Source organism: Nocardioides sp. WJ219 (assembly GCF_058559815.1).
Map to the genome: position 1 here is coordinate 133595 of NZ_JBZUJV010000006.1, position 25075 is coordinate 158669.

Below are 25075 nucleotides of genomic sequence, written 5' to 3' on the forward strand. Positions count from 1 at the left end.
GCCGTCGATCGGCTGGTGCACAAGGCCGACCTTGTGACGGACGTCATACTAAAGTCCGGCGCCGCCGGGGTGTCAAGGACGGCGTCCGGTGCCCGACACCAGGGCTCAGCGGGGCTGGTCGTCCCCGCACACCGCGAACGGCAGCAGCCGCTCCCGGGTCAGCCGCGCGGCCACGGGTCCGTCGCCGACGCGGAACCCGATGCGTCCCGTGCGCGGGTCGGCGACCACGGGCTCGGTGAACCCGGCCCCGAACTCCGGGTCGGTGGGCGGCAGGGTCTCGACCAGCCGGGCCCGCTCGAAGGTGTCGTCGCGCAGCGGGCCCAGCCGCGCGGTGACCAGCCGGGCGCCGAACCCGACCGAGAACGGCCCGAGCGGACCGAGGTCGGCGAGGTCGTCCGCGACCGCGGGTGCGAGGTCGTCCGCCGCGGCGCCCAGGACCTCGGCCACCGGCACGCAGTCGCGCGAGACGTACGTCGCCGCGGCCGTCGGACCGACGAGCTCGAAGAGCGCGGGGTCGGCGGCCCAGCTCGTGGCCGGCTCGCGGGTGGCGCCGACCGCGGCGACCTGGACGCCGGGCACCACGACGGCCCCGGCCAGCGGCCCGGTCGAGGCGGCGGCCGCGCGCTGCACGCCCCCCAGGTCGAGGTCGTCGCGGAACTTCACGACGTACCCCTCCCCCGCGGGGCCGGTGAAGTGGGCCTCCCACGACACGTCGTCCTGGCCGAACCCGAGCTCGCCCTCGTAGCCGGCCTCACGGAGCATCCCCGGGCTCAGGAGCGCCGCCTCAGCGTCGGCCCGTCGCCAGAAGTCGCCGCGCACCTCCGGGTCCGAGGCGCTGGACAGCTCGCCGAAGCCCAGCTGCAGCCGCACCTGCTCGAAGTCGGTCACCTCCAGCACGGTCGCGTCGCCCGGCACGATCGCCATCACCGCGGCCGCCGGCTCGAGCTCGGCGTCGTACGCCGGGGGCTCGGTGGTCGCCGCGGCGTCCGGCTCCACCAGCACCGGGTCGCGGTCGTCGTCGCTGCACCCGGCCAGGGTGGTCGCCACGGCGACGGCGACGACGAGCGCGAGACGCGGGTTCACGAGGGCCATCTCACCACCGCTCCCCCGGCAGGGTGCCGCCAGGGCGCCGGCGGGGGGCCGGCGGGGGGCAAGGGACGTCGGGACGGTGGAGCCTAGGGGACTCGAACCCCTAACCCCCTGCTTGCAAAGCAGGTGCGCTACCAATTGCGCCAAGGCCCCCGGGTGCTGCGGCGGAACGGCTCAGCGGGACTTGGAGACCGCGTCGGTCGCCTCGGCCCACAGGGCCTGCTCGGTGCGGCCCTCGGCGATCTTCTTGCGTGCCGCGACCGCGCCGGCGGCGGCGAGCGCGAGCAACAGGATCTTCTTCATCTTCGCCTCCAGGGGCGTCGTGCGGTACGTGGGCCTAACAGGACTTGAACCTGTGACCTCTTCCTTATCAGGGAAGCGCTCTAACCGTCTGAGCTATAGGCCCGAGTGCCCGGTGGGGCGGCGGGAACACTACTCCACCGCGGTGGTGCGTTCCCAATCGGTACGTCGGTGGCGGCGACCCTCAGTTGTCCTCGGCGAGGGTGACCTCGATGCCGCCGAGCAGCGCCGCGGACATGTTGTAGAGGAACGCGCCGAGGGTGGCGATCGCGGTGATCAGGACGACGTCGACCGCGGCGACCAGCATGGTGAACCCGAGGACCCGGTCGGTGCCGACGTAGTCCTCGACGTCGAACGGCTGGTTGCCGGGCTCCGTGACGACCTCGTTGATCGACTCGTTGATCGACGTCCACACGCCCGCGGCGCCGATCACCTGCCAGATCATCGCCACGGCGACGACGGTGACGATGCCGAACGCGATCGAGAGCAGGAAGGCGGTCTTCATCACCGACCAGGGGTCGACCCGGGTCAGGCGCAGCCGGGCGCGGCGCGGACCACGGGACTGCGGCGCCCGCGACGTCGCGGAGGTCGTGCCCGGCACCCCCTGGGAGGTGCCCACCGAGGTCGCGCCGTTCCGGTCGGACGACTGGGTGGCCGAGGCGAGCTTGGCCTGGATGCGCTCGGCGAAGCCGACCCGCACCGCGGTGTCACCCGCGCCGGGGGACGCCGCCTTCTCCAGGCGTGGCGCGCCGGGCGATGCCGGAGACTGGGACGGACGGCCGGCAGCCGGGGTCCGCGGCGGCGCCGGCGGCTGGGCCGGCAGTGCGGGCCGATCGGTCATCAGCCTTCATCCTCACCTGGGTCGGGGGCGTCCGTCTCGGAAGCCTCGACGGCGATTGTGTCATCCGCTACCACATCCGCGGAAACCTCGGCGCCGGCGCCACCCCCCTCGATCGTCCGCTCGACCGTCTCGGCGACGTCGGCGAGGGGCGTGTCGGGGGCGCCCTCCTCGGCGACCTCCTCCACGACCTTGGCCTCCACCGAGCGCGCCACGACCGCGACGGCGTCGCCCTTCTTGGCCGTCACGAACTTCACGCCCTGGGTGGAGCGGCCGGTCGGCCGGAAGTCGGCGTTGATCGGGCTGCGCACGACCTGCCCGCTGGTGGTGATCGAGAGCACCTCGTCGCCGTCCTCGACGATGAACGCGCCGACGAGGCCGCCGCGGTCCTCGTTGGTCAGCGTCATCGCGCGCACGCCCTTGGTCCCGCGGTTGGTCAGGCGGTACTCGTTGATCCGCGAGCGCTTGGCGAAGCCGCCGTCGGTCATCGTGAAGACGTACTGCACCTTGACGTCGTCGCTCTCCTCGGCGTCCTCCACGGCCGCCTCGGCCGCCCGGATCACCGACATCGAGAGCACCGAGTCGCCGGCGCCGGTGGCCATGCCGGTCACGCCGGACGTCGCGCGACCCATCGGCCGCAGCTGGCCGTCGTCGGCCTTGAACCGGACCGCCTGGCCGCGCCGCGAGACCAGCAGGATCTCGTCGTCGGGGCCGACCAGCTCGGCGCCGATCAGCTCGTCGTCGTCCTGGCGGAAGTTGATCGCGATCACCCCGGCCTGGCGCGGGGAGTTGTAGTCGCCCAGGCGGGTCTTCTTGATCAGGCCGGCGCGGGTGGCGAGCACGAGGTAGGGCATCTGCTCGTAGTCGCGGATCGCCAGGACCTGGGCGATGGACTCGTCGGGCTGGAAGCTGAGCAGCCCGGCCACGTGGCCGCCCTTGGCGTCGCGCGAGGCCTCGGGGAGGTTGTAGGCCTTGGTCCGGTAGACCCGGCCGGCGGTGGTGAAGAACAGCAGCCAGTGGTGGTTGGTGGTGGCGATGAAGTGCTCGACGACGTCGTCGCCGCGCAGGGTCGCGCCGCGCACGCCCTTCCCGCCGCGCTTCTGGGTGCGGTACTGGTGGCGCAGCGTCCGCTTGGCGTAGCCGCCGCGGGTGATGGAGACGACGAGCTCCTCGTCCGGGATCAGGTCCTCCATCGACAGGTCGCCGTCGGCCGCGATGATCTGCGTACGCCGGTCGTTGCCGTACTTCTCGACGATCTCGCTGAGCTCGTCGGCGATGATCTGCCGCTGCCGGGCCTCGTTGGCCAGGATGTCCTCGAGGTCGGCGATCAGCAGCTCGATCTCGGCGAGCTGGTCGACGATCTTCTGCCGCTCGAGCGCCGCGAGGCGACGCAGCTGCATGTCGAGGATGGCATTGGCCTGGACCTCGTCGATCTCGAGCAGCTGGATCAGGCCCTGTCGGGCGTCGTCGACCTCCGGCGAGCGCCGGATCAGCGCGATCACCTCGTCGAGCGCGTCGAGCGCCTTGACCAGTCCGCGCAGGATGTGGGCCCGCTCCTCGGCCTCGCGCAGGCGGTAGCGGGTGCGCCGCTGGATGACCTCGACCTGGTGGGCGACCCAGTTGCTGATGAACTGGTCGACCGACAGGGTGCGCGGCACCCCGTCGACCAGCGCCAGCATGTTGGCGCTGAAGTTGGTCTGCAGCTCGGTGTGCTTGAGCAGGTTGTTGAGCACGACCCGCGCCACGCCGTCGCGCTTGAGCACGACCACCAGGCGCTGGCCGGTGCGGTCGGAGGTGTCGTCGCGCACGTCGGCGATGCCCTGGACCTTGCCGGAGTCGGCGAGCTCGGCGATCTTGAGCGCCAGGTTGTCGGGGTTGACCATGTAGGGCAGCTCGGTGATCACCAAGCAGGTGCGGCCCCGGTTGTCCTCGTCGACCTCGATCACCGCGCGCTGGGTGACCGACCCGCGGCCGGTGCGGTAGGCCTGCTCGATGCCCTGGCGGCCCACGATGAGCGCGCCGTTGGGGAAGTCGGGGCCCTTGATCCGCTCGATGAGCGCGTCCTGGAGCTCCTCGCGGCTGGCGTCGGGGTGCTCCAGCGCCCAGCGGGCGCCCTCAGCGACCTCGCGCAGGTTGTGCGGCGGGATGCTGGTGGCCATGCCGACCGCGATGCCGGCGGAGCCGTTGACGAGCAGGTTGGGGTAGCGCGCCGGCAGCACGACGGGCTCGGCGGAGCGGCCGTCGTAGTTGGGCTGGAAGTCGACGGTGTCCTCGTTGATGTCGCGCACCATCTCGAGCGCGAGCGGGGCCATCCGGCATTCGGTGTACCGCATCGCCGCCGCGGAGTCGTTGCCCGGCGAGCCGAAGTTGCCCTGCCCGTGGACCAGTGGCGCGCGCATCACCCACGGCTGCGCCAGGCGCACCAGGGTGTCGTAGATCGCGGTGTCGCCGTGCGGGTGGTACTGACCCATGACGTCGCCGACCACGCGCGAGCACTTGGAGAACCCGCGGTCGGGGCGGTAGCCGCCGTCGTACATCGCGTACAGCACCCGCCGGTGGACCGGCTTGAGCCCGTCGCGGACGTCGGGCAGCGCGCGGCCGACGATGACCGCCATCGCGTAGTCGATGTAGGCGCGCTGCATCGAGGTCTGCAGCTCGACCGGCTCGATGCGCCCGCCCAGGGGAGGAGTGCCGCCGTCGGTGGGTGTCTGGGTCATCGCTCAGTCTCTTTCGTTCGTGTGGACCGGGGACCTGAGTGGTGAGGCCGCGGTCTGGCAAGGCGGAGGAGGGAAGGCGGCCCGTTCTTGGCCGTCGACCGATCGACAACGCCGCCAGGGCGCGAGCATCACCTCTCAGATCAGATGTCGAGGAAGCGGACGTCCTTGGCGTTGCGCTGGATGAACGAGCGGCGCTGCTCGACGTCCTCACCCATCAGGATCGAGAAGATCTCGTCGGCGTGCGCGGCGTCGTCGAGGGTCACCTGCAGCATCAGGCGCTGCTCGGGGTCCATCGTGGTCTCCCACAGCTCCTTGGCGTTCATCTCGCCGAGGCCCTTGTAGCGCTGGACCGGGTTCTCCTTGGGCAGCTTCTTGCCGGCCTCGACGCCGGCCTTGAGCAGCGCGTCACGCTCGGCGTCGGAGTAGACGAACTCGTGCTCGGCCGGCTTGTTCCAGCGCAGCCGGTAGAGCGGCGGCTGGGCCATGTAGACGTAGCCGCCCTCGATCAGCGGGCGCATGAACCGGAACAGCAGCGTCAGCAGCAGGGTGTTGATGTGGTGGCCGTCGACGTCGGCGTCGGCCATCAGCACGACCTTGTGGTAGCGCAGCTTGTCGACGTTGTACTCGTCCTGGATGCCGGTGCCGAGCGCCGAGATGATCGACTGCACCTCGGCGTTGCCGAGGACCTTGTCGATGCGGGCCTTCTCGACGTTGAGGATCTTGCCGCGGATCGGGAGGATCGCCTGGATCCGGGGGTCCCGGCCCTGGCGCGCCGAGCCGCCGGCCGAGTCGCCCTCGACGATGAAGACCTCGCACTCCTCGGGCCGGTTGGACTGGCAGTCCGACAGCTTGCCGGGCAGGCCGCCGCCACCGAGCAGGCCCTTGCGGGACCGGGCCAGCTCGCGCGCCTTCTTGGCCGCCTGCCGGGCCTGGGCCGCGGCCTGGGCCTTGCGGACGATGTCCTTGCCCTCGGCGGGGTTCTGCTCCAGCCACATCTTGAGCTGGTCGTTGACGATGCGCTGGGTGAAGCCCTTGGCCTCGGTGTTGCCGAGCTTGGTCTTGGTCTGGCCCTCGAACTGCGGCTCGCCGAGCTTGATCGAGATGATCGCGGTCAGGCCCTCGCGGATGTCGTCGCCGGAGACCCGGTCGTCCTGCTTCTTCATCAGGCCCCAGTCGAAGCCGGCGTTGTTGATCAGCGAGGTGAGCGCCGCGCGGAAGCCCTCCTCGTGGGTGCCGCCCTCGTGGGTGTTGATGGTGTTGGCGAAGGTGTGGACCGACTCGGCGTAGGTCGTGTTCCACTGCATCGCGATCTCGAGGCTCATGTGGTTCTCGGTCGACTGCGGCGTCTCGGCCTCGAAGCTGATGACGCTCGGGTTGGCCGGGGTCTTGGCGCGGTTGAGGTGCTCAACGTAGTCGACCAGGCCGCGGTCGTACTTGAAGACCTGCTCGGTGCCGCCGTGGGCGCCGGCGCCGAGGGCGTCGTGACCGGCGGAGTCGAGGTCGTTGTCGACGGTGTCGTCGGCGACGGCCTCGGCCACCGCGTCGGCGGTGACCCGCTCGTCGCGCACGACGATCTCGAGACCCTTGTTGAGGAAGGCGTACTCACGGATCCGGGTGGTGATGGTCTCGAGGTTGAACGTCGTGGTCTCGAACACGTCGGTGGAGGGGTAGAACGTGATCGTCGTGCCGGTGCGCTCGCCCTCGGCGAGCGTGCCGACCTCGTCGAGCTCGGTCACGGGTACGCCGACCTCGAACTCCTGGCGCCACTGCCGCCCACGGTTGCGGACCTCGGCGACCACGCGGCTCGAGAGCGCGTTGACCACCGAGATGCCGACGCCGTGCAGGCCGCCGGAGACCTTGTAGCCGCCGCCGCCGAACTTGCCGCCGGCGTGCAGCACGGTCAGCGCCAGCGTCAGGGCCGGCAGCTCCTGGCCCGGCGCCGTGTCGGTGGGGATGCCGCGACCGTTGTCCTCGACCCGGACGCCGCCGTCGCCGAGCAGCGTCAGCACGATGCGGTCGCAGTGGCCGGCCAGGGCCTCGTCGACGGAGTTGTCGACGACCTCCCAGATCAGGTGGTGCAGACCCCGCTCACCGGTGGAGCCGATGTACATGCCCGGCCGCTTGCGGACCGCCTCGAGGCCCTCGAGCACCTGGATCGACTCGGCGCCGTACGCCGCGTCGACGGTGTTGCTGCGCAGCGCGACGGGCTCGTCGGGGAGGTCGGAGGGGGAGCCGGGAACAGGCTGGTCGGACACGCGGGACCCTTCGCAGGCGGGGTCCGGACCCGGAGGTGCGGACATGACGAAGGTCGCGCCAGCGCGGGCCGCGACCTCGATCGCCATGATACCGCTCTACGGGCCGCATTTCACAGCATCGCCTCCGGCCTGTGGACGGCGCGTCGCCGCGAACGGCCGTCAGCGGGCCGTACGGGTGTCCTGGACGGCCTGGCAGGGGTCGGACCTAGCCCCCGTACGCCGTCGCGGCCGTCAGGACGGCTGCGTCGGCGTCTCCGGCGATTCGGGGTCGTGGCGACGCCCCCGGCGGGCCATGATGAGCCCCGCCGGTCCGGGTGCGGGCCGATCCCGGTGACACAGGAGGAGCACATGGGCGACAGGCGCAGGCGGTTCAGGCTGAAGCCGAGCTCTCGGGCCAGGAAGCGCGCCGGCGACTGCGTCGACTGCGGCAGCTGCGGCGACTGCGACTGCAGCCCCTTCCTGCTCTCCCCGCTGCTGCTGCTCCTGCGGGTGCTGCCCGGGGCGTTCCGCGCCGACGCCGTCGACCCCTGGGTCTCCCGGCCCGACGGCGTCCTGGGGCGCGTCGCCGCGCGGCTGGTCCGCTCCTACCAGCTCAACGTGTCGGTGCACCGGGCCCACCCGGTGTGCTCGATGACGCCGACCTGCTCGCGCTACGGGCTCCAGGCGTTCTCGCGGCACGGATTCTGGCGCGGCGGTCTGCTCACCCTCCGGCGCGTACGCCGGTGCGGGAGGTCGGAACCGTTCGACCCGGTGCCGCCGGCTCGCTGAGCGCTCCTCAGCCGTAGGTGTCGCGCGGTCCGCGTCCGTCGCGGGCCGAGCGGCGGCCCTTCTTCCAGGTCGGCAGGTGCGGGCCGAGCACCTCCAGCACGGTGACGGTGCCGTGCCCGAGGTCCTCGTTGAGCCGGCGCAGCACGCTCGGCGTCAGCAGCTTGAGCTGGGTCGCCCAGGCGGTGGAGTCGGTGCGCACCACCAGCGTGCCGTCGGCGAACGACTCCGGGGTGCAGTGCGCGCCGACCTCCTCGCCGACCAGCTCGGGCCACCGGGCGAAGACGCCGCGCACCCGCAGCTCGAGCTCCCAACCGTGCCGCCCGACCAGGCGGCCGACCTCGCCGCCGAGCAGCTGGGGGTCGCGGTCGTCGGGGTGCGCGCCGGACAGCCGGCCACGACGGGTCTCCGGGGGCGGCGTCCGCCGCCGGTAGCGCTTGCGGGCCGCCGGCGTGGTGCCGGCGGTCGCCCGGGTCACCTGCCGCGCGAGGTCGAGACCGTCGTCGGTGCGCGGCGTCTCGGGCGTCTCGGGCTCCGGGGTGCCGGACTGCTTACCCGACGGGTCTTTCGTCACGGGTCACCTCCCCGCTCGCCACGGTGAACCGGGTGCCGGCCAGGGCCTCCGGGACGTCGGCGGCGACCGCCGCGGTGACCAGCACCTGCTCGGCGCCGGCCACCAGTGCGGCGAGCTGGGCGCGCCGCTCGCTGTCGAGCTCGGCGAAGACGTCGTCGAGGATCAGGATCGGGTCGTCGCCGTCGGAGCGCAGCAGGTCGTACGACGCCAGCTTGAGGGCGAGCGCGAACGACCAGCTCTCGCCGTGGGAGGCGTAGCCCTTGACCGGTAGCCGGGTGCCAGTGCCGTCCCCGGCCTGACCCAGGGAGAGGAGCAGGTCGTCGCGGTGCGGCCCGACGAGGCACACGCCGCGGTCGAGCTCGTCGGCCCGGCGCCGCACCAGCTCGGCGAGCAGGGCCTCGGTGAGGTCGCCGCGGTCGGGGTGCGCCGGGTCGGCGGTGACCGACGCGGGCAGCTCCAGCGAGGGCTTGTAGGCGATGGTGGCGTCGTCGCGGCTCGCGCCGCGCGCGACCGTGGCGTAGGCCGCGCCGACGTGGGGCCGCAGCTCCTCGACCAGCGCGAGGCGCTCGGCGAGGAGCTCGGCGCCGACCCGGGCCAGGTGCGCGTCCCACACGTCGAGCGTCGAGAGCGCCGACTCCTGACCGGACGACCCGCGCCGGGCGTGGCCGGCGGTCTTGAGGAGCGTGGCCCGCTGCTTGAGCACGCGGTCGAGGTCGGCGAGGGTGCCGGCGTGGCGGGGGGTGCGCAGCACGAGCAGGTCGTCGAGGAACCTGCGCCGGTCACCGGGGTCGCCCTTGACCAGGGTCAGGTCCTCCGGCGAGAAGACCACCGTGCGGACCAGGCCGACTAGGTCACGCACCCGCGGCAATGTCGACTTGTTGATTCGTCCCTTGTTCGACTTGCCGACATTGATCTCCGCCTCGAGCACCGCGGTGCGGCCGTCCTTGACGACCGCCGCGCGGATCACCGCCTGCACGGCCCCGGCTCGCACCAGGGGCGCGTCGCTGGAGACGCGGTGCGAGGAGAGCCGCGAGAGGTAGTCGACCGCCTCGACCAGGTTGGTCTTGCCCTGCCCGTTGCGGCCGACGAACGCCGTGACCCCCGGCCCGAGGGCGACGTCGACGAGGTCGTAGGAGCGGAAGTTGTGCAGGGCGAGGTGCGAGACGTGCACGCCGTCATCCTCTCCTGCCCGATCGGCCGCACCACTTCGGGGCTCAGCCGGGGTCTGCGGGCCCTATCCTGCCGCCATGACCGAAGACCCGCTCGCCAAGCGTCCCTCCGACGACAACCCCTACGGCTCCAACCCGCCCTCGTCCGGCGGACAGCAGCCCCCTCCCCCGGCACCGTCCTACGGCGCCCCCCAGCCCCCGGCTCCGGCGTACGGCCAGCCGGCCGGCGGCTACGGCCAGCCCACGGGTCAGCCCGCCTACGGCGGCGGCGGCGCCCCCGGCCCGTTCTTCATGCAGGGGATGGGAGGCGAGCAGGGCCCGATCGACTACGGCCAGCTCGCCCAGATGGCCGTCGCCGGCAACGTCAAGGGCGACACCATGCTGCGCTCGCAGCAGAGCCAGGACTGGTTCCCGGCCAAGAACGTGCCCGGCCTGTTCTCGCAGAAGGAGTGGACGACGACGCTCATCCTCTCCGTGCTGCTGGGCGGCCTGGGTGTCGACCGGTTCTACCTCGGCTACACCGGGCTCGGCATCGCCAAGCTCGTGACCCTCGGCGGCTGCGGCATCTGGTCGATCATCGACATCGTGCTGGTCGCCATGCGCAAGATGACCGACTCCGATGGACGCCCGCTCGCCTGATCGCACCACCCGACCCCCGGTCGCCCCAGCGGAGCTGGTCGTGGCCGGGGGTCTGCTCGCGCTCGCGGCCGCCGCCCTGCTCGACCCCCGCCGCGTCGAGGACGGTGTGGTGCTGTGCCCGTTCCGCCGCACCACCGGCCTCGAGTGCCCGGCCTGCGGGCTGACCCGGTCGTGGGTCCACCTCGCCCACGGCGACCTGGCCGGGTCGGTGGCCGACCACCCGTTCGGTGTCGTGCTCGTGGTGGGGCTGGTCGTGCTGGCCGGGCTCGTCGTCCGCGCACGGCGGCTGGACCGCCCGTCGCCGGTGGTCGAGCGCCTGGCCCGCAGACCCGTCGTGCTGCTCGTCGGCCTGCTGTGGGCGGCGTTCGGCCTGGTCCGGATGACCGCCTGACGTCGGCGGTCGCCCCGCGGCTCAGGCGTCGACGTCGCCACCCGGCGGCGGCGCCGTGCGGACGGCGTGCCCGCCGAACTGGTTGCGCATCGCGGCGATCGCCTTCATGGCCGGGCTGTCGTCCTGGCGCGAGGTGAAGCGCGCGAACAGCGAGGCGGTGATCGCGGGGAGCGGCACCGCGTGGGTGATGGCCGCCTCGACGGTCCACCGGCCCTCGCCGGAGTCCTCGGCGTAGCCCGCGAGCTTGTCGAGGTGCTCGTCCTCGTCGAGCGAGGCGACCAGCAGGTCGAGGAGCCAGGACCGGATGACGGTGCCGCCGCGCCACGAGGCGAAGACCTCGGCGACGTTGTCGACGGCGTCGACCTTCTCCAGCAGCTCCCAGCCCTCGGCGTAGGCCTGCATCATCGCGTACTCGATGCCGTTGTGGACCATCTTGGCGAAGTGGCCGGCGCCCGGCTTCTTGCCGGCGTGCACGAAGCCGAACTCGCCCTCGGGGCGCAGCGCGTCGAAGGCCGGCTGGGCCTTGGCGACGTCGTCGTCACTGCCGCCGACCATCAGGGCGTAGCCGTTCTCCAGGCCCCACACGCCGCCGGAGGTCCCGGCATCGACGAAGCCGATGCCGCGCTCGGCCAGCATCGCGGCGTTCAGCTCGTCGTCGGTCCAGCGCGAGTTGCCGCCGTCGATGACGAGGTCGCCCTCGCGCAGCAGGTCGGCGAGCTGGGCGATCGTGCTCTTGGTCGGGTCGCCGGCCGGGACCATCACCCAGACCACCCGCGGGGCGTCGGCGGGCAGGGCCTCGACGAGCCCGGCGAGGCTGTCGACGTCGGTGAGCTCGGGGTTGAAGTCGAACCCCACGACGGTGAGGCCGGCGTTGCGCATCCGGGTGCGCATGTTGCCGCCCATCTTGCCGAGTCCGACGAGTCCGAGGTGCATCCGTGTGTCTCCTGGCTGGTGTGGGTGTGGTGGGGTCCGGCTGGTGCTCTAGGAGAGCAGGCGGCGGGGCATCAGGAGGTAGCGGAACCCGGGGTCGCTGGCGTCGTCCTCGCCGAGACCGCTGATGACCACCGGCTTCGAGGCCTGGGTGAACGCCAGCTCGACGACCGGCTGGTCGATCGCGGTGAGCCCGTCGAGCAGGAACTGGGGGTTGAAGCCGGTCGTGATGTCCTCGCCGTCGATGGTGGCGGGGATCGACTCCGAGGCCTGCGCCTCGTCGCCGGAGCCGGCGTCGAGGGTCAGGACGCCGTCGCTGAAGTTCATCTGGACCGCGGTGTTGCGCTCGGCGACCAGGGAGACCCGCTTGACCGACTCGATCAGGGCGGCCTTGTCGACGCGCGCCACGGTGAGCTTCTCGGCGGGGAACAGGCTGCGGACCTTGGGGAACTCGCCGTCGAGCAGGCGGGTGGTGGTCCGTCGTACGCCACCCGGGCCGATGCCCTCGAAGCCGATCAGGCCCTCGCCGGTGGCGCCGGAGGACAGCGCGATCGTGACCTCACTGCCCGAGGTCAGCGACTTGGCGGTGTCACCGAGCACGCGCGCCGGGACCAGCGCTGCGACGGACTCGTCGGGCGTGCCGGGCTCCCACCCGAGCTCGCGGTGCGAGAGGCGGAACCGGTCGGTCGCCAGCAACGAGATGGTCGAGCCGTCGATCTCGAGCCGGACGCCGGTCAGCACCGGCAGCATGTCGTCGCGGCCGGCGGCGGTCACGGCCTGGGCGACCGCGTGGGCGAACAGGTCGCTCTGCACGGTGCCGGTGGCCTGCGGCATCTGGGGGATCGTCGGGTAGTCCTCGACCGGCATGGTCTGGAGGCTGAAGCGCGCGGAACCACAGGTCAGCGAGACCCGGGACCCCTCGATGACCATCTCGACCGGCTTGGCCGGGAGGCTGCGGCAGATGTCGGCGAGCAGGCGGCCGCTGACCAGGGCACGACCCTCGTCGTGGATCTCCGCGCTCAGCGACGCCCGGGCGGAGGTCTCGTAGTCGAACGTCGAGAGGACGAGCCCGTCGTCGGTGGCCTCGATGAGGAGCCCGGCGAGCACCGGGGCACTCGGGCGGACCGGGAGGCTGCGGGCGGCCCAGGCGACGGCATCGGCGAGGACGTCGCGTTCGACACGGAACTTCACGGCGGGTCCTTCGAGGTGATGGGCACGAGACGGGCGGGATCGGGGCGGGTGGCGCACGGGCCCCGAGGGTCCGGCGGGGTTCGCATCCTGCCACGCGGCAGGTGTCCTCCACAGGGGGAGGGCCGGATGGAGTTCGCCGGATGAGGGGACGTGTGGAGGTTGGTCGTCGTCATAGCAGCTGTGGGTTCTGTGGATGACCGACGTTTGCGCAGGTCGTGCGGAGCGATCGTCGTCCACAGCCCCTGTGGATGACGGGGTGGGGAACGCGGACGGGGTGTGGAGCCGGCGGCGTCGGCGCGGACGCCCTCCACAGTTGTCCCCAGATCCTCCCCGTGTAGTTCGGACCTCGGGCGCCCGCCGGTGCACAGGGTCCGGGCCGCGGCGGGTCAGGTCTGGCGGGCCTGGAGCTTGACCCGGTTGGTCAGCTCGCTGACCTGGTTGAAGACCGCGCGGCGCTCGCCGAGGAGCTGATTGATCTTGCGCTCGGCGTACATCACCGTCGTGTGGTCGCGGTTGCCGAACTGCGCGCCGATCTTGGGCAGCGAGAGGTCGGTGAGCTCGCGGCACAGGTACATCGCGATCTGCCGGGCGATGACCAGGTGGCGCCCGCGGCTGGGTCCGGTGAGCTCCTCGATCGGCAGGCCGAAGTAGGCGGAGGTCTGGGCGATGATCAGCGACGCCGTGATCTCGGGCTCGCCGCCCTCGGGGATCAGGTCCTTGAGCACGATCTCGGCCAGGGTCATGTCGACCTCCTGGCGGTTGAGGTTGGCGAACGCGGTGACCCGGATCAGGGCGCCCTCGAGCTCACGGATGTTGGTCTGGATCTTCGAGGCGATGAACTCCAGCACGTCGGGCGGCGCCGTGAGCCGGTCCATCGCCGCCTTCTTGCGCAGGATCGCGATCCGGGTCTCGAGGTCGGGCAGCTGGACGTCGGTGATCAGGCCCCACTCGAAGCGGTTGCGCAGCCGGTCCTCGAGCGCCTCGAGGCGCTTGGGCGCACGGTCGGAGGTGAGGACGATCTGCTTGTTGGCGTTGTGCAGCGCGTTGAAGGTGTGGAAGAACTCCTCCTGCGTCTGGGTCTTGCCCTCGAGGAACTGGATGTCGTCGATCAGCAGCACGTCCACCTCGCGGTAGCGGCGCTTGAACCGGTCGAGCCGGTCGTCGCGGATCGCGTTGATGAACTCGTTGGTGAACTCCTCGCTCGACACGTAGCGGACCTTGGCGCCGGTGTAGAGGCTGCGCACGTAGTGGCCGATGGCGTGGAGCAGGTGGGTCTTCCCGAGGCCGGAATCGCCGTAGACCATCAGCGGGTTGTAGGCCCGACCCGGCGCCTCGGCCACCGCGACGGCAGCGGCGTGCGGGAACCGGTTGGACGAGCCGATGACGAAGGTCTCGAAGGTGTACTTGGGGTTGAGCCGGGTCTCCAGGGCCGACTTCGCCTGCTCCTGGCCGTAGCCCCCGTCGGCGCGGTCGCGGCTGCCGGGGCCGGTGGGCGCGGTGCCGAAGGCGTCCGGTGCCGGCGACATGTCGACAGATCGATCTGTCGGTTCGTCGACCGGCTGGGGCACCACCTCGGGCTCGGCGGTGGCGAGCTCGGGCTTGACGGTCACCGCGATCCGGATCTCGTGCCCGAAGCGGTCGGTGAGCGCATCCTCCAGCTGGTTGCGGAGCCGGCCCTCGAGCTGGGACCGGGTGAAGTCGTCGGGGACGGCGACGATGGCGGTGGTCTCGTGGAGGTGGACCGGCTCGCTCATCTTCAGCCAGGCCTGCTGGTGCGGTTGGAGCTCGGCGACGACGGCGCGCCAGGCCTCCTCGAGGTCGGATCGGTCAGCCGGGTCTGGTCGGTCGGCTCCGGTGAGCCCGTGGTCGTCCACTGGGTGCTTTGCTCCGCTTCGTCTGGATCTGCCCGGGTCGGTGTCGAGGTGGCGCGGTGAGAGCCGCGTCGTCGCTCCGTGCTGACTGTTCCACAACTTTATCCACAGGCTGTGAACCAGGGTGCCCGCCTGTGGAGGAGCTGCGCCGGGGAGCCGGTCCGAGCGGCTGCCGGCCGCGTTCTCGCAGGTCAGGGCGCTGTAGGGGCGCGGGATGGCCGAGAGGAAGGCGGCGGTCTGCAGGGGTGCTCGGGGTGCGGAGGGGAAGCCCGATGTCTCGCAACGTAGCCCGCGCGCCGCGGCGCGGGCAAGCGGTCATCCACAGGCAGGCCGTCTCGACCGCGCCGTGGTTTGACCCTGTCTCCGGGCAGCGCGTACCGTCTGTTGGTCACGAGGTTCCGAGTGGTGCCGCGGGTCGCTGTTTCGTGTCGCGAAATCGGCGGGCTGTCCGGCACGCGGGGCCGTGACCACGACTGTACGAGAACCGCGCGCCACGCGCGGACCCACGACCGAAGGAATGCCGTGAGCAAGCGCACCTACCAGCCGAACAACCGTCGTCGCCACAAGGTGCACGGGTTCCGCCTCCGCATGCGCACCCGCGCCGGCCGCGCCATCCTGGCGGACCGCCGTCGCAAGGGCCGCAAGAGCCTGGCCGTCTGAGCTCCGGCTCGACGCCAGTCTCTTCGCCCCCGGCCGCGGACCCTCGAGCCCGGTCGTGCTGCCTGCGGCACACCGCCTCACCGACGCCGTGTCCTTCCGGGACGCGACGCGTCGGGGCCGGCGCGCCGCGGGATCGACGGTGGTGGTGCACGTGCTCGCTGCTGACGACGCCGCTCCGACGCGGGTGGGCTTCGTGGTGAGCAAGGCGGTCGGCAACGCCGTGGTGCGCAACCAGGTCAAGCGCCGGCTGCGCCACCTGGTGCGCCAGCACCTCGAGGATCTCCCCGACGGCTCGGTGGTCGTCGTGCGCGCGCTGCCACGGGCGGCTGGCGCGCGGGCCGAGGTGCTGGGCCGCGACCTCGCGGCCCTGCTGGCGCGTCTCGGCGTCGCCGGCGCCGGGGTGCCGGCGTGAAGCATGTCCTCATCGCGTTCCTCAAGGCCTACCGGTTGCTGATCAGCCCGCTGTACGGCGAGGTGTGCCGCTACTACCCCTCCTGCTCGGCCTACGCGCTCGAGGCGGTCCAGGTCCACGGCAGCCTGCGGGGTTCCTGGCTCGCGGTCCGCCGACTGGCGCGTTGCCATCCCTGGGCACCCGGCGGGGTCGACAAGGTCCCGCCGCGCGACGTGCCCGCGCCGACCGAACCGGACCCCGCTCCCCCGAGTTCCGCCGCCGCCCTCCTGGGCGGCCCGACCCACCAGCAAGGAGCTTGAGTCCCGTGGGGTTCTTCTCTGACATCGGCGGCTTCATCATGACGCCGCTCTACTACGCCATCTCCGGGATCATGCTCGGCTGGCACGAGCTCTTCAGCCTGTTCCTCGACCCCGAGGGCGGCACGTCCTGGGCCCTGTCGATCATCGGGCTGACCGTCGTGATCCGGGTGCTGCTGATCCCGCTGTTCGTCAAGCAGATCAAGTCCCAGCGCAACATGCAGCTGATCCAGCCCAAGGTCAAGGAGCTGCAGAAGAAGTACGGCCACGACCGGCAGCGGCTGGGCGAGGAGACGATGAAGCTCTACAAGGATGCGGGCACCAACCCGTTCGCGTCCTGCCTGCCGTTGCTGCTCCAGATGCCGATCTTCTTCGCGCTGTTCCGGCTCCTCGACCAGGCGGCCAAGAAGGGCGACAACGGCGGTGGCCGGGGCTTCCTCTCCGACGCCCGGGCCGAGGACTTCGGCGAGTCGAAGATCTTCGGCGTGGTGCCGATCTCGGACACCTTCTGGGGGTCGGCGCCCTGGTCGCCCGGCGGCACCGAGGTGAGCGTGATCATCGTGGCGGCGATCCTGGTGATCGCGATGACGGCGACCACGTTCACCACCCAGCGCCAGCTGATGAGCAAGAACATGCCGGCCGACGCGCTCACCGGCCCCTACGCCCAGCAGCAGAAGATCCTGCTCTACGTGCTCCCGCTGGTGTTCGGCATCTCGGGCGTCGCGTTCCCGATCGGGGTGCTGCTGTACTGGACGACCTCGAACCTGTGGACCATGGGCCAGCAGTTCTACGTGATCCGCAACAACCCAGCGCCCGGCACGCTGGCCTACCAGGCCAAGCTCGACCGCGATCGCGCCAAGGGCAAGGTCGTCGCCGGCGAGGGTGACGTCGTGCTGACCAAGGACGCCGACGACGTCGACCGCCGGGCGGCGACGCGCCAGCAGCCGAAGCGCCAGACGAAGGCGCAGCGCCAGGCCGCCGCGCGGGCATCCGGGGGGTCCGCGGCGGCTCAGCCGCGTGCCTCCGAGGTGGACCTCGGCAAGGACCGGGCAACCGAGCAGGCGCCGAGCACCGCCGAACGCCGGCCGGCCGGCGGCCAGCAGACCAAGGGTCAGCGACCGAAGGCACCGAGCCCCGGTCAGCGGCCACAGAACAAGTCGAAGTCGAAGAAGCAGCGAGGAGGCAACCGATGAGTGCCGAGGCAGACGTGAGCAGCCCATCCCCCGAAGCGGCCACCGAGGTCGGAGCGGAGGCCGGGACCGAGGTCGGGACCGAGGTCGGGACCGAGCGTCCCGGAACCCGGTTGGAGCAGCTCGAGAACGAGGGCGACATCGCGGCGGACTACCTCGAGGAGCTGTTGGACATCGCGGACCTCGACGGCGACCTGGACATGGACGTCGAGGGCGACCGCGCGGCGGTGTCGATCGTGGGCGCCGACCTGCAGCAGCTCGTCGGTCGCAACGGCGAGGTGTTGGAGGCCCTGCAGGAGCTCACCCGGCTGGCCGTCTACCGGGAGACCGGCGACCGGTCCCGGTTGATGCTGGACATCTCCGGGTTCCGCGCCGACCGGAGGCTGCGCCTGATCGAGCAGGCCGACGAGGCCGTGACCCGGGTCCGGGAGTCCGGCGCGCCGTTGTCGCTGGACCCGATGACGCCGTTCGAGCGCAAGGTGGTGCACGACGCGGTCTCGGCGGCCGGCCTGACGTCCGAGTCCGAGGGCGTGGAGCCGCGGCGCTACGTCATCGTGCTGCCGGTCTAGCAGCGTGGCGGTCTAGAGAGCGTGGCGGTCTAGAACGTGGTGGACGTTTCACGTGAAACGCCAGCAGCACCCCCTGCGCCGCTCGAGGCGCGGGGGGTGTTTGGCGATCGGCTGCCGGTGGCCGAGCGGTACGCGGGCCTGCTCGCGTCCGACGGGGTGGTGCGTGGGCTGATCGGACCTCGCGAGGTGGAGCGCCTCTGGGAGCGACACCTGGTCAACTGCGCCCTGCTCGCACCGCAGGTGCCGGTGGACGCGTCGGTGGCCGACGTGGGCGCGGGCGCCGGTCTTCCGGGTCTGGTGCTGGCCATCCTCCGCGCGGACGTCTCGGTCACCCTCGTCGAGCCGCTGCTGCGGCGGGCCACGTTCCTGGAGGAGGCGGTCTCTGCCCTGGGGCTCACCAACGCCGTGGTGGTTCGGGGTCGCGCCGAGGAGCTGCACGCGAGGGCGGAGCTGGCGCCCGGGTTCGACGTGGTGACCGCCCGCGCCGTCGCCCCGCTGACCCGGTTGGTGCCGTGGTGCCTCCCCCTGGTGGCGCCGCACGGATCGATGGTGGTGCTGAAGGGCTCGCGGGTAACCGACGAGCTGGCCGAGGCCCGCGCCGTCCTGGATCGGTGGGGCGCCGCGGCGCCGCGGGTGGTGGAGCTGGGTGCCGAGGGTGCCGATGTCCCCACCTATGCCGTCCACATCGCGTGGGAGCGACCCGAGTCGGTATCGTGGCCGGCTCGGGAGAAGGCCGCTGGTCGGTCCCGCTCCCGCAAGCGGCGTTGACCGTTGTCCACCGGTGTCCCCCGCCTGAATCGCCTAGTTATCCACAGGTCGGCGGCCTGTTGTCCCCAGCCGCGGTCGAGCCTGGCATGCTGCTGTTTCACGTGAAACGGAGTTGGTAGTGACGTTCCCCCCCAGTCCATCCGGGTCCTCCCCCGGCTCGGGTACCGGCCCCTCCGGGGCTCGCCCGCGCACAGCCGGAGACCTGGCCGACCTGGACGACGCGTACGACACCGACGCGACACCCCTGGCGCGGGCGGTGCAGCACAGCCTGCTCGCCCGGCAGTCCAAGACCGCCGGCACCCGGTCAGAGGCGGTCCCGCGCCCCCGTGCCACCCGCGTGATGGTGGTGGGGAACCAGAAGGGCGGCGTCGGCAAGACGACGACCACGGTCAACGTCGCGGCGGCTCTCGCCCAGCTCGGTCAGCGCGTCCTGGTGGTCGACCTGGACCCCCAGGGCAACGCGTCCACCGCGCTTAGCGTGGAGCACGGCCGCGGAGCGCCATCCACCTACGACGCCCTGGTGGAGGGCCGGCCGCTGGCCGAGGTGGCCAGCCCCTGCCCCGATCTCCCCGGGCTGCACGTCGTGCCGGCCACCATCGACCTGGCCGGGGCTGAGATCGAGCTGGTCAGCGTCGTGGCCCGGGAGGGCCGGCTGCGCAAGGCCATCCACGGGCACCCGCTCGTCGCCACCGACCCGAACGACGCCCGCGCGGCCGACCCGGACCGGTTCGACTTCGTCCTCATCGACTGCCCGCCGTCCCTGGGCCTGCTCACCCTGAACGCGCTGGTGGCCGGGGACGAGATGCTGATCCCGATCCAGGCCGAGTACTACGCGCTCGAGGGCCTGGGCCAGCTCCTGGAGACCGTGGAGATGGTGCGCGCCCACCTCAACCCCGACCTCGACGTCTCCACGATCCTGCTCACCATGTACGACGCGCGCACCCGGCTCGCCGCGGGCGTCGCCGAGGAGGTGCGGTCGCACTTCGGTGACCAGGTGCTCCGCACCGCGATCCCCCGGTCGGTGCGGGTCTCCGAGGCGCCGTCGTACGGCCAGACCGTGATGACCTACGACCCCGGTTCGCCCGGAGCGCTGTCCTACTTCGAGGCCGCGCGCGAGATCGCCACCAAGGGAGCCCACCGATGAGCAAGCCCGCCCCGCAGAAGCGCGGACTCGGACGCGGCCTGGGTTCCCTGATCCCCCCGGCCCCGCAGGCCGCCCCCGCCGTCGGCCCCGAGCTCACCGGGGCGGAGCCGGAGGAGTCGACCGACCCGATGGCGCAGATCGCCCACCTGCTGCCGGTGCGGGGGGCCTACTTCTCCGAGCTGCCCGTCGACCGGATCCGACCCAACCGGGTCCAGCCCCGCCAGGTCTTCGACGAGGAGGCGATGGCCGAGCTGGTGCACTCGATCAAGGAGGTCGGCCTGCTCCAGCCGATCGTGGTGCGGTCCGTCGGGCCGGACGAGTACGAGCTGATCATGGGCGAGCGCCGGTGGCGGGCCGCGCAGCAGGCGGAGATGTACCGGATCCCCGCCATCGTGCGCCAGACCGACGATGTCGACATGTTGCGCGATGCGCTGCTGGAGAACCTGCACCGCAGCCAGCTCAACCCGCTGGAGGAGGCCGCGGCCTACGTCCAGCTGCTCGAGGACTTCGAGTGCACCCACGAGGAGCTGGCGCAGCGGATCGGCCGCTCCCGGCCGCAGATCAGCAACACCATCCGGCTGATGAGGCTGAGCCCCCCGGTGCAGCGCCGCCTCGCCGCCGGCGTGCTGTCGGCCGGGCACGCACGCAGCCTGCTCGCCGTCGACGACCCCGACCTGCAGGACCGGCTGGCCCAGCGCGTCGTGGCCGAGGGCATCAGCGTGCGTGCGCTGGAGGAGATCGTCGCCGTGGCCGAGCCGGGGGAGGGCCGCGCCCGTCAGGTCCGCCGCCGTCCCAGCGCCCCCGGGCTCGCGGACCTCGCCGAGCGGCTCTCCGACCGCCTCGAGACCCGGGTCAAGGTCGAGCTCGGCCAGCGCCGGGGCAAGATCACCGTCGAGTTCGCGACGCTGGACGACCTGCAGCGCATCGTCGACATCATGGACCCGCGCAACCGCGACGACCGGCCGATCTAGCACCCTGCCGACAAAGCGCGTTGTCGACAAAGCGATGTGACGCTTTGTCGAGACGCCGCTACTCGCCGCCGCGGGCAGCGCGGCGCTCGGCCCGAACCCGCTTCTCCTCGGCATCAAGCCGAGCAGCCTCCGCCGGCGACGGCGCCGAGCCGCCGTACGACGCCGGCAGCCACCACGAGCCGGGAGGCTGTTCGTCCGCCGGGTAGGTCCGGATCGTCTCGTCGAGCAGCGACGTCATCACCCGTCGCAGCTCCGCGGTCTCGGCCACGGGGTCGGCCCCGGTCGGGTGCAGCGGTGGGGCGACGCGCACCGCGATGGTCCGGCCGCGGGCGAAGTCGCGGGGGTGGTCCTTGGTCATCATCCGCTGGGTGCCCCACAGGATCACCGGCACCAGCGGGACGCCGGCCTCGGCGGCCACGCGGACCGCACCGGTCTTGAACTCCTTGAGCTCGAACGAGCGCGAGATCGTGGCCTCGGGGAAGATCCCCACGGCCTCACCGGCGCGCAGGTAGTCGAGCGCGACCCCCATCGACCGCTCGCCGGCGCCCCGGTCGACCTCGATGTGGTGCATCGAGCGCATCAACGGGCCGGTGACCGCGTGGTCGAACAGCTCGCGCTTGGCCATGAAGCGGACCTTGCGGCCCGCCGGGTCGGCGGCCAGCCCGCCGTAGACGAAGTCGACGTAGCCGATGTGGTTGACCGCGAGCAGCACGCCGCCGGTGCGCGGCACGTGCTCCGTGCCGCTCGTCTGGAACCGCTGGCCGAGCAGCCGGAAGCCGGTCTTCGCCGTCAGGATGATCGGCGAGTACGTGAGGTCGCGCATGCGGCGGTGCTCCTGGGGGTCGAGGTCAGACCGAGCGTGCCAGAGATCCCCGGCGGCCGTCGCCGGGGGGCGATCAGCGCCGCGTCGCCAGGAAGTCGGCGATCCGGCCGATCGCCTCCTCGAGGACGGCGACGTCGGGGAGCGTCACCAGGCGGAAGTGGTCGGTGTGCGGCCAGTTGAAGCCGGTGCCGTGGGTGACCAGGATCTTCTTGGCGCGCAGCAGGTCGATGACGAACGCCTCGTCGTCCTCGATCCGGTAGACCTCCGGATCCAGTCGGGGGAAGCAGTAGAGCGCGCCCTGGGGGCGCACCGAGGTCACGCCGGGGATCTCGTTGAGCATCCGGTCGGCCAGCATGATCTGGTCGTACAGCCGGCCACCGGGGACGATCAGCTCCTCGATCGACTGGTAGCCGCCGAGCGCGGTCTGGATGGCGTGCTGGCCGGGCACGTTGGCGCACATCCGCATGTTCGCGATCAGGGTGAGGCCCTCGAGGAAGTCGGTGGCGATCTCCTGCGGCCCGGAGATCATCACCCAGCCCGCCCGGTAGCCGCAGACGCGGTAGGCCTTGGACAGGCCGCTGAACGTCAGGCAGAGGACGTCGTCGCCGGCGGACGCCGCGGCGTGGTGGTGCACCGCGTCGTCGAAGATGATCTTCTCGTAGATCTCGTCGGCGAAGACCACGAGCTCGTGGCGTCGGGCGATGTCGACCAGGCCGTCGACGACCTGCTTGCTGTAGACGGCGCCGGTCGGGTTGTTGGGGTTGATGATCACCAGGGCCTGGGTGTGCTCGGTGATCTTGGCCTCGACGTCGGCCAGGTCGGGGCTCCAGCCGTTGGACTCGTCGCACAGGTAGTGCACCGGGACGCCGCCGGAGAGCGTCACCGCGCCCGTCCACAGCGGGTAGTCGGGGGCCGGCACCAGGATCTCGTTGCCCTCGTCGACGAAGGCCTGCAGCACCATCGAGATCAGCTCGGAGACGCCGTTGCCGATGAACACGTCGTCGACGGCCGTGTCGCGGAGCCCGCGCTGCTGGTAGTACTGCGCGACGGCGGTCCGGGCCGAGAAGATGCCCCGGGAGTCGCTGTAGCCCTGGGAGTCGGCCAGGTGGCGGGTCACGTCGGCGAGGATCGCCTCGGGCGCCTCGAAGCCGAAGGGCGCGGTGTTGCCGATGTTGAGCCGCAGGATCCGGTGCCCCTCGGACTCCAGGCGCTGTGCCTCCACCAGGATCGGCCCCCGCACGTCGTAGCGGACGTCGTGCAGCTTCTTGCTCTGGCGGATCTGGCGCATCGCCCCATCCTGGCAGGCACGCGACGCGGCTACGCTCCTATTTCATGGCACGCAGGGTGGTGCGGCTCACGCCCGACCGGCTGCACGCCCTGGGGGAGTCCGGCCTCCCGTGCCGCTCCTGCGTCCGGTGGGAGCTCGACCCCGTCCGTCGGGGCCGGATCGACCGCGCCGAGGACGCCGCCGCCGAGAAGGACGCCTGGCTGTCGCTGGTGCTCCGGGAGTGGGGGTCGTGCGGGCGCGTCGTGCTCGTCGACGACGTCCCGGTCGGGTACGTCGTCTACGCCCCGCCGGCGTTCGTCGCGGGCGCCGCCGGGCACCCCACCGCGCCGGTGTCGTCCGACGCGGTCCTGATGACCACGGCGTACGTCGCCCCGGCGCACGCCGGGGGAGGGCTCGGTCGGGTCCTGGTCCAGGCGATGGCGCGCGATCTGGTCGAGCGCGGCGGCGTCCGGGCCGTGGAGGCCTTCGGCGACAGCCGGGGCCGCGCCGGGTGCCTGCCGCCGGCCGACTTCCTGGCGCACGTCGGCTTCCGCACCCACCGCGCGCACCCGACCACGCCGCGGATGCGGATGGACCTGCGCTCGGCCCTGACCTGGAAGGACGAGGTCGAGGCCGCCATCGAGCGGCTGGTCGGGGCCGTGCGACCCGGCCCGACGCCCTCGCCCACGCTCCGGACGCACGAGACCCCGGACGTCGGGTGACGTCCGGGGTCCGGTGCCGAGCGGACCGACCTCGCGAGCGGGCTCGCGGGTGGGCTCAGGCGGTGAACTCCTCGAGCTCCTTGAGCAGGGCGGCCTTCGGGCGGGCGCCGACGATGCTGCGGACGACCTCGCCACCCTGGTAGACGTTGATCGTCGGGATGCCGGTGACGCGGTAGGACGACGGCGTCACGGGGTTCTCGTCGACGTTCATCTTCAAGAACGTGATCTTCTCGCCGTGCGCGGTGGCGATCTCGTCGAGGATCGGGGCGACCTGGCGGCACGGACCGCACCACTCGGCCCAGAAGTCCACCAGGACGGGCTTGTCGGACTTGAGGACCTGCGACTCGAACTCGGCGTCGGTCACGGCTGCGATGTTGGCCACGCTGCTTCCCTTCGTTGACGGAACTGGCTGTCCTGGGTGAACGCCGACGGGACCGGACGTGTTCCCGGCCCCACGTGCGGCCCGGTCAGAGGACGGCGACCTCGGCGTCGGCCCGCTCCTGGGCCTCGGCCCCCGACGACGCGAGGTGGTGGTCGAGCTCGGACAGGTAGCGCTCGGCGTCGAGGGCCGCCGCGCAGCCGGTGCCGGCGGCGGTGATGGCCTGGCGGTAGATGTGGTCGACCAGGTCGCCCGCGGCGAAGACCCCCGGCAGGTTGGTGCCGGTGCTGGGGTGGGACGTCACGACGTAGCCGTTGTCGTCGAGGTCGACCTGGCCGGGCAGCAGCTCCGAGCGGGGGTCGTGCCCGATGGCGATGAACAGGCCGGTGGCGTCGAGGCCGCGGGTCTTGCCGGTGACGGTGTCGCGCAGGGTCACCGACTCGAGCTGGCCGTCGCCGTTGATGGTGTCGACCACGGAGTTCCAGACGATGTCGAGCTTGGGGTCGGCGAACGCGCGTTCCTGCATGATCTTGGAGGCGCGCAGCTCGTCGCGGCGCACGATCAGCGACACCTTGGACCCGAAGCGGGTCAGGAACGTCGCCTCCTCGATCGCGGAGTCGCCGCCGCCGACCACGGCGATGTGCTGCTCGCGGAAGAAGAAGCCGTCGCAGGTGGCGCACCAGGAGACGCCGCGTCCGGAGAGGGCGTCCTCGTTGGGGAGCCCCAGCTTGCGGTAGCCCGACCCCATGGCCAGGATCACCGCACGGGCGGTGTAGGTCTCGGTGGCCGTCTTGACGACCTTGACGTCACCGGTGAGGTCGACCTCGACGACGTCGTCGGGGACGAGCTCGGCACCGAACCGGCGGGCCTGGGCCTTCATCTCGTCCATCAGGACCGGACCCATGATGCCGTCACGGAAGCCCGGGAAGTTCTCGACCTCGGTGGTGTTCATCAGCGCGCCGCCGGCGGTGACCGAGCCCTCGAGGACCAGCGGCTCCAGGTTGGCGCGGGCGGCGTAGACGGCGGCGGTGTAACCCGACGGCCCGGAGCCGATGATGATGACGTTGCGGGTCGGGGACTCGGACATGCGGGAGGGTCTCCTCGAAGGTGGCGGGCGGTGGTACTCGCTCCAACGCATGGTAGGC

General features: G+C 71.8%; 26 protein-coding genes and 2 tRNA genes. 12 read left to right on the forward strand and 16 right to left on the reverse strand.

Annotation, left to right across the window (positions count from 1 at the left end; all coding sequences use genetic code 11):
• Window positions 1-105 precede the first annotated feature (105 nt).
• The 7 genes from AC4MBH_RS15500 to gyrB form a co-directional block, all read right to left on the reverse strand.
• Entirely contained in the window at window positions 106-1083 is a 978-nt protein-coding gene (locus AC4MBH_RS15500) for a hypothetical protein (RefSeq protein ID WP_491795810.1), read from the reverse strand.
• A gap of 86 nt (window positions 1084-1169) precedes the next feature.
• Window positions 1170-1242 (reverse strand) — tRNA-Ala (locus AC4MBH_RS15505).
• Between the two features lie 21 nt (window positions 1243-1263).
• Window positions 1264-1392, reverse strand: coding sequence for a DLW-39 family protein (locus tag AC4MBH_RS15510; protein ID WP_491795811.1), 129 nt, complete (start codon window positions 1390-1392; stop codon window positions 1264-1266).
• A 29-nt stretch (window positions 1393-1421) separates the two neighbouring features.
• Window positions 1422-1495: transfer RNA gene (locus AC4MBH_RS15515), tRNA-Ile, on the reverse strand.
• A gap of 78 nt (window positions 1496-1573) precedes the next feature.
• Window positions 1574-2230 carry a DUF3566 domain-containing protein gene (locus tag AC4MBH_RS15520; protein ID WP_491795812.1) on the reverse strand — a complete coding sequence of 219 codons (657 nt, stop codon included), beginning with the start codon at window positions 2228-2230 and terminating at the stop codon, window positions 1574-1576.
• The gene (gene gyrA, locus AC4MBH_RS15525; protein ID WP_491795813.1) at window positions 2230-4944 is read right to left on the reverse strand and encodes a DNA gyrase subunit A; all 2715 of its coding nucleotides are present in this window, start codon (window positions 4942-4944) and stop codon (window positions 2230-2232) included. Before gyrA ends, AC4MBH_RS15520 begins: the two co-directional genes overlap by 1 nt.
• Window positions 4945-5084: 140 nt before the next feature.
• On the reverse strand, window positions 5085-7244 hold the full coding sequence (gene gyrB / locus AC4MBH_RS15530) for a DNA topoisomerase (ATP-hydrolyzing) subunit B (RefSeq protein WP_491796152.1): 2160 nt from the start codon (window positions 7242-7244) through the stop codon (window positions 5085-5087).
• Window positions 7245-7547: 303 nt separating this feature from the next.
• Between gyrB and yidD (AC4MBH_RS15535) the strand changes: the two genes are divergently transcribed.
• A complete protein-coding gene (gene yidD, locus AC4MBH_RS15535) occupies window positions 7548-7967 on the forward strand; it encodes a membrane protein insertion efficiency factor YidD (protein WP_491795814.1) in 420 nt (139 codons plus the stop codon).
• Window positions 7968-7974: 7 nt separating this feature from the next.
• Here yidD (AC4MBH_RS15535) and AC4MBH_RS15540 read toward each other — a convergent pair whose 3' ends face one another.
• A complete protein-coding gene (locus AC4MBH_RS15540; RefSeq protein ID WP_491795815.1) occupies window positions 7975-8538 on the reverse strand; it encodes a DciA family protein in 564 nt (187 codons plus the stop codon).
• The gene (gene recF / locus AC4MBH_RS15545) at window positions 8516-9709 is read right to left on the reverse strand and encodes a DNA replication/repair protein RecF (protein WP_491795816.1); all 1194 of its coding nucleotides are present in this window, start codon (window positions 9707-9709) and stop codon (window positions 8516-8518) included. The genes AC4MBH_RS15540 and recF overlap by 23 nt, the downstream gene beginning before the upstream one ends.
• A gap of 76 nt (window positions 9710-9785) precedes the next feature.
• Here recF and AC4MBH_RS15550 point away from each other — a divergent pair, with 76 nt between their 5' ends.
• Both AC4MBH_RS15550 and AC4MBH_RS15555 read left to right on the forward strand, forming a co-directional pair.
• Window positions 9786-10346 carry an NINE protein gene (locus tag AC4MBH_RS15550; RefSeq protein WP_491795817.1) on the forward strand — a complete coding sequence of 187 codons (561 nt, stop codon included), beginning with the start codon at window positions 9786-9788 and terminating at the stop codon, window positions 10344-10346.
• Between the two features lie 40 nt (window positions 10347-10386).
• The gene (locus AC4MBH_RS15555; protein ID WP_491795818.1) at window positions 10387-10737 is read left to right on the forward strand and encodes a DUF2752 domain-containing protein; all 351 of its coding nucleotides are present in this window, start codon (window positions 10387-10389) and stop codon (window positions 10735-10737) included.
• Between the two features lie 21 nt (window positions 10738-10758).
• Here the strand turns inward: AC4MBH_RS15555 and gnd are convergent, their stop codons facing one another.
• From gnd to dnaA, 3 genes are all read right to left on the reverse strand, one after another.
• A complete protein-coding gene (gene gnd, locus AC4MBH_RS15560) occupies window positions 10759-11670 on the reverse strand; it encodes a phosphogluconate dehydrogenase (NAD(+)-dependent, decarboxylating) (RefSeq protein ID WP_491795819.1) in 912 nt (303 codons plus the stop codon).
• 48 nt (window positions 11671-11718) lie between these two features.
• On the reverse strand, window positions 11719-12858 hold the full coding sequence (dnaN, locus tag AC4MBH_RS15565; protein ID WP_491795820.1) for a DNA polymerase III subunit beta: 1140 nt from the start codon (window positions 12856-12858) through the stop codon (window positions 11719-11721).
• Window positions 12859-13244: 386 nt separating this feature from the next.
• Window positions 13245-14732, reverse strand: a complete 1488-nt coding sequence (gene dnaA / locus AC4MBH_RS15570; RefSeq protein ID WP_491795821.1) for a chromosomal replication initiator protein DnaA — start codon at window positions 14730-14732, stop codon at window positions 13245-13247.
• Window positions 14733-15251: 519 nt separating this feature from the next.
• Here dnaA and rpmH point away from each other — a divergent pair.
• The 8 genes from rpmH to AC4MBH_RS15610 all read left to right on the forward strand — a co-directional run bounded on the left by rpmH (window position 15252) and on the right by AC4MBH_RS15610 (window position 20739).
• Window positions 15252-15389 carry a 50S ribosomal protein L34 gene (rpmH, locus tag AC4MBH_RS15575; protein WP_304805141.1) on the forward strand — a complete coding sequence of 46 codons (138 nt, stop codon included), beginning with the start codon at window positions 15252-15254 and terminating at the stop codon, window positions 15387-15389.
• 55 nt (window positions 15390-15444) lie between these two features.
• A complete protein-coding gene (gene rnpA, locus AC4MBH_RS15580) occupies window positions 15445-15801 on the forward strand; it encodes a ribonuclease P protein component (protein ID WP_491795822.1) in 357 nt (118 codons plus the stop codon).
• Window positions 15798-16100 carry a membrane protein insertion efficiency factor YidD gene (yidD, locus tag AC4MBH_RS15585; protein WP_491795823.1) on the forward strand — a complete coding sequence of 101 codons (303 nt, stop codon included), beginning with the start codon at window positions 15798-15800 and terminating at the stop codon, window positions 16098-16100. Before rnpA ends, yidD (AC4MBH_RS15585) begins: the two co-directional genes overlap by 4 nt.
• 5 nt (window positions 16101-16105) lie before the next feature.
• Window positions 16106-17290, forward strand: a complete 1185-nt coding sequence (gene yidC, locus AC4MBH_RS15590; RefSeq protein ID WP_491795824.1) for a membrane protein insertase YidC — start codon at window positions 16106-16108, stop codon at window positions 17288-17290.
• Window positions 17287-17856 (forward strand): Jag family protein, encoded by a 570-nt coding sequence (locus AC4MBH_RS15595; protein WP_491795825.1) that lies wholly within the window; start codon window positions 17287-17289, stop codon window positions 17854-17856. The genes yidC and AC4MBH_RS15595 overlap by 4 nt, the downstream gene beginning before the upstream one ends.
• Window positions 17857-17973: 117 nt before the next feature.
• Window positions 17974-18624 carry a 16S rRNA (guanine(527)-N(7))-methyltransferase RsmG gene (gene rsmG / locus AC4MBH_RS15600; protein ID WP_491795826.1) on the forward strand — a complete coding sequence of 217 codons (651 nt, stop codon included), beginning with the start codon at window positions 17974-17976 and terminating at the stop codon, window positions 18622-18624.
• A gap of 256 nt (window positions 18625-18880) precedes the next feature.
• Complete coding sequence (locus AC4MBH_RS15605; protein WP_491795827.1) at window positions 18881-19768, forward strand: ParA family protein; 888 nt, start codon at window positions 18881-18883, stop codon at window positions 19766-19768.
• Window positions 19765-20739 carry a ParB/RepB/Spo0J family partition protein gene (locus tag AC4MBH_RS15610; RefSeq protein ID WP_491795828.1) on the forward strand — a complete coding sequence of 325 codons (975 nt, stop codon included), beginning with the start codon at window positions 19765-19767 and terminating at the stop codon, window positions 20737-20739. Before AC4MBH_RS15605 ends, AC4MBH_RS15610 begins: the two co-directional genes overlap by 4 nt.
• Before the next feature lie 58 nt (window positions 20740-20797).
• Here AC4MBH_RS15610 and AC4MBH_RS15615 read toward each other — a convergent pair whose 3' ends face one another.
• Both AC4MBH_RS15615 and AC4MBH_RS15620 read right to left on the reverse strand, forming a co-directional pair.
• Window positions 20798-21562 (reverse strand): lysophospholipid acyltransferase family protein, encoded by a 765-nt coding sequence (locus AC4MBH_RS15615; protein WP_491795829.1) that lies wholly within the window; start codon window positions 21560-21562, stop codon window positions 20798-20800.
• 73 nt (window positions 21563-21635) lie between these two features.
• Window positions 21636-22850, reverse strand: a complete 1215-nt coding sequence (locus AC4MBH_RS15620; protein ID WP_491795830.1) for a pyridoxal phosphate-dependent aminotransferase — start codon at window positions 22848-22850, stop codon at window positions 21636-21638.
• Window positions 22851-22894: 44 nt separating this feature from the next.
• Between AC4MBH_RS15620 and AC4MBH_RS15625 the strand changes: the two genes are divergently transcribed.
• Entirely contained in the window at window positions 22895-23551 is a 657-nt protein-coding gene (locus AC4MBH_RS15625; protein WP_491795831.1) for a GNAT family N-acetyltransferase, read from the forward strand.
• Window positions 23552-23606: 55 nt separating this feature from the next.
• On the opposite strand, the gene trxA is transcribed toward AC4MBH_RS15625, so the two are convergent.
• Both trxA and trxB read right to left on the reverse strand, forming a co-directional pair.
• Window positions 23607-23933 carry a thioredoxin gene (gene trxA, locus AC4MBH_RS15630; RefSeq protein WP_491795832.1) on the reverse strand — a complete coding sequence of 109 codons (327 nt, stop codon included), beginning with the start codon at window positions 23931-23933 and terminating at the stop codon, window positions 23607-23609.
• A gap of 85 nt (window positions 23934-24018) precedes the next feature.
• Window positions 24019-25017 (reverse strand): thioredoxin-disulfide reductase, encoded by a 999-nt coding sequence (gene trxB / locus AC4MBH_RS15635; protein ID WP_491795833.1) that lies wholly within the window; start codon window positions 25015-25017, stop codon window positions 24019-24021.
• Between the last annotated feature and the right edge of the window lie 58 nt (window positions 25018-25075).

Bases quoted from the DNA above. Each gene is read 5' to 3' on its own strand.
- AC4MBH_RS15510 (WP_491795811.1), bottom strand. From the start codon at position 1,392: ATGAAGAAGATCCTGTTGCTCGCGCTCGCCGCCGCCGGCGCGGTCGCG.
- AC4MBH_RS15520 (WP_491795812.1), bottom strand. From the start codon at position 2,230: ATGACCGATCGGCCCGCACTGCCGGCCCAGCCGCCGGCGCCGCCGCGG.
- gyrA (WP_491795813.1), bottom strand. From the start codon at position 4,944: ATGACCCAGACACCCACCGACGGCGGCACTCCTCCCCTGGGCGGGCGC.
- gyrB (WP_491796152.1), bottom strand. From the start codon at position 7,244: ATGTCCGCACCTCCGGGTCCGGACCCCGCCTGCGAAGGGTCCCGCGTG.
- yidD (WP_491795814.1), top strand. From the start codon at position 7,548: ATGGGCGACAGGCGCAGGCGGTTCAGGCTGAAGCCGAGCTCTCGGGCC.
- AC4MBH_RS15550 (WP_491795817.1), top strand. From the start codon at position 9,786: ATGACCGAAGACCCGCTCGCCAAGCGTCCCTCCGACGACAACCCCTAC.
- gnd (WP_491795819.1), bottom strand. From the start codon at position 11,670: ATGCACCTCGGACTCGTCGGACTCGGCAAGATGGGCGGCAACATGCGC.
- AC4MBH_RS15595 (WP_491795825.1), top strand. From the start codon at position 17,287: ATGAGTGCCGAGGCAGACGTGAGCAGCCCATCCCCCGAAGCGGCCACC.
- AC4MBH_RS15610 (WP_491795828.1), top strand. From the start codon at position 19,765: ATGAGCAAGCCCGCCCCGCAGAAGCGCGGACTCGGACGCGGCCTGGGT.
- AC4MBH_RS15615 (WP_491795829.1), bottom strand. From the start codon at position 21,562: ATGCGCGACCTCACGTACTCGCCGATCATCCTGACGGCGAAGACCGGC.
- AC4MBH_RS15620 (WP_491795830.1), bottom strand. From the start codon at position 22,850: ATGCGCCAGATCCGCCAGAGCAAGAAGCTGCACGACGTCCGCTACGAC.
- AC4MBH_RS15625 (WP_491795831.1), top strand. From the start codon at position 22,895: ATGGCACGCAGGGTGGTGCGGCTCACGCCCGACCGGCTGCACGCCCTG.
- trxB (WP_491795833.1), bottom strand. From the start codon at position 25,017: ATGTCCGAGTCCCCGACCCGCAACGTCATCATCATCGGCTCCGGGCCG.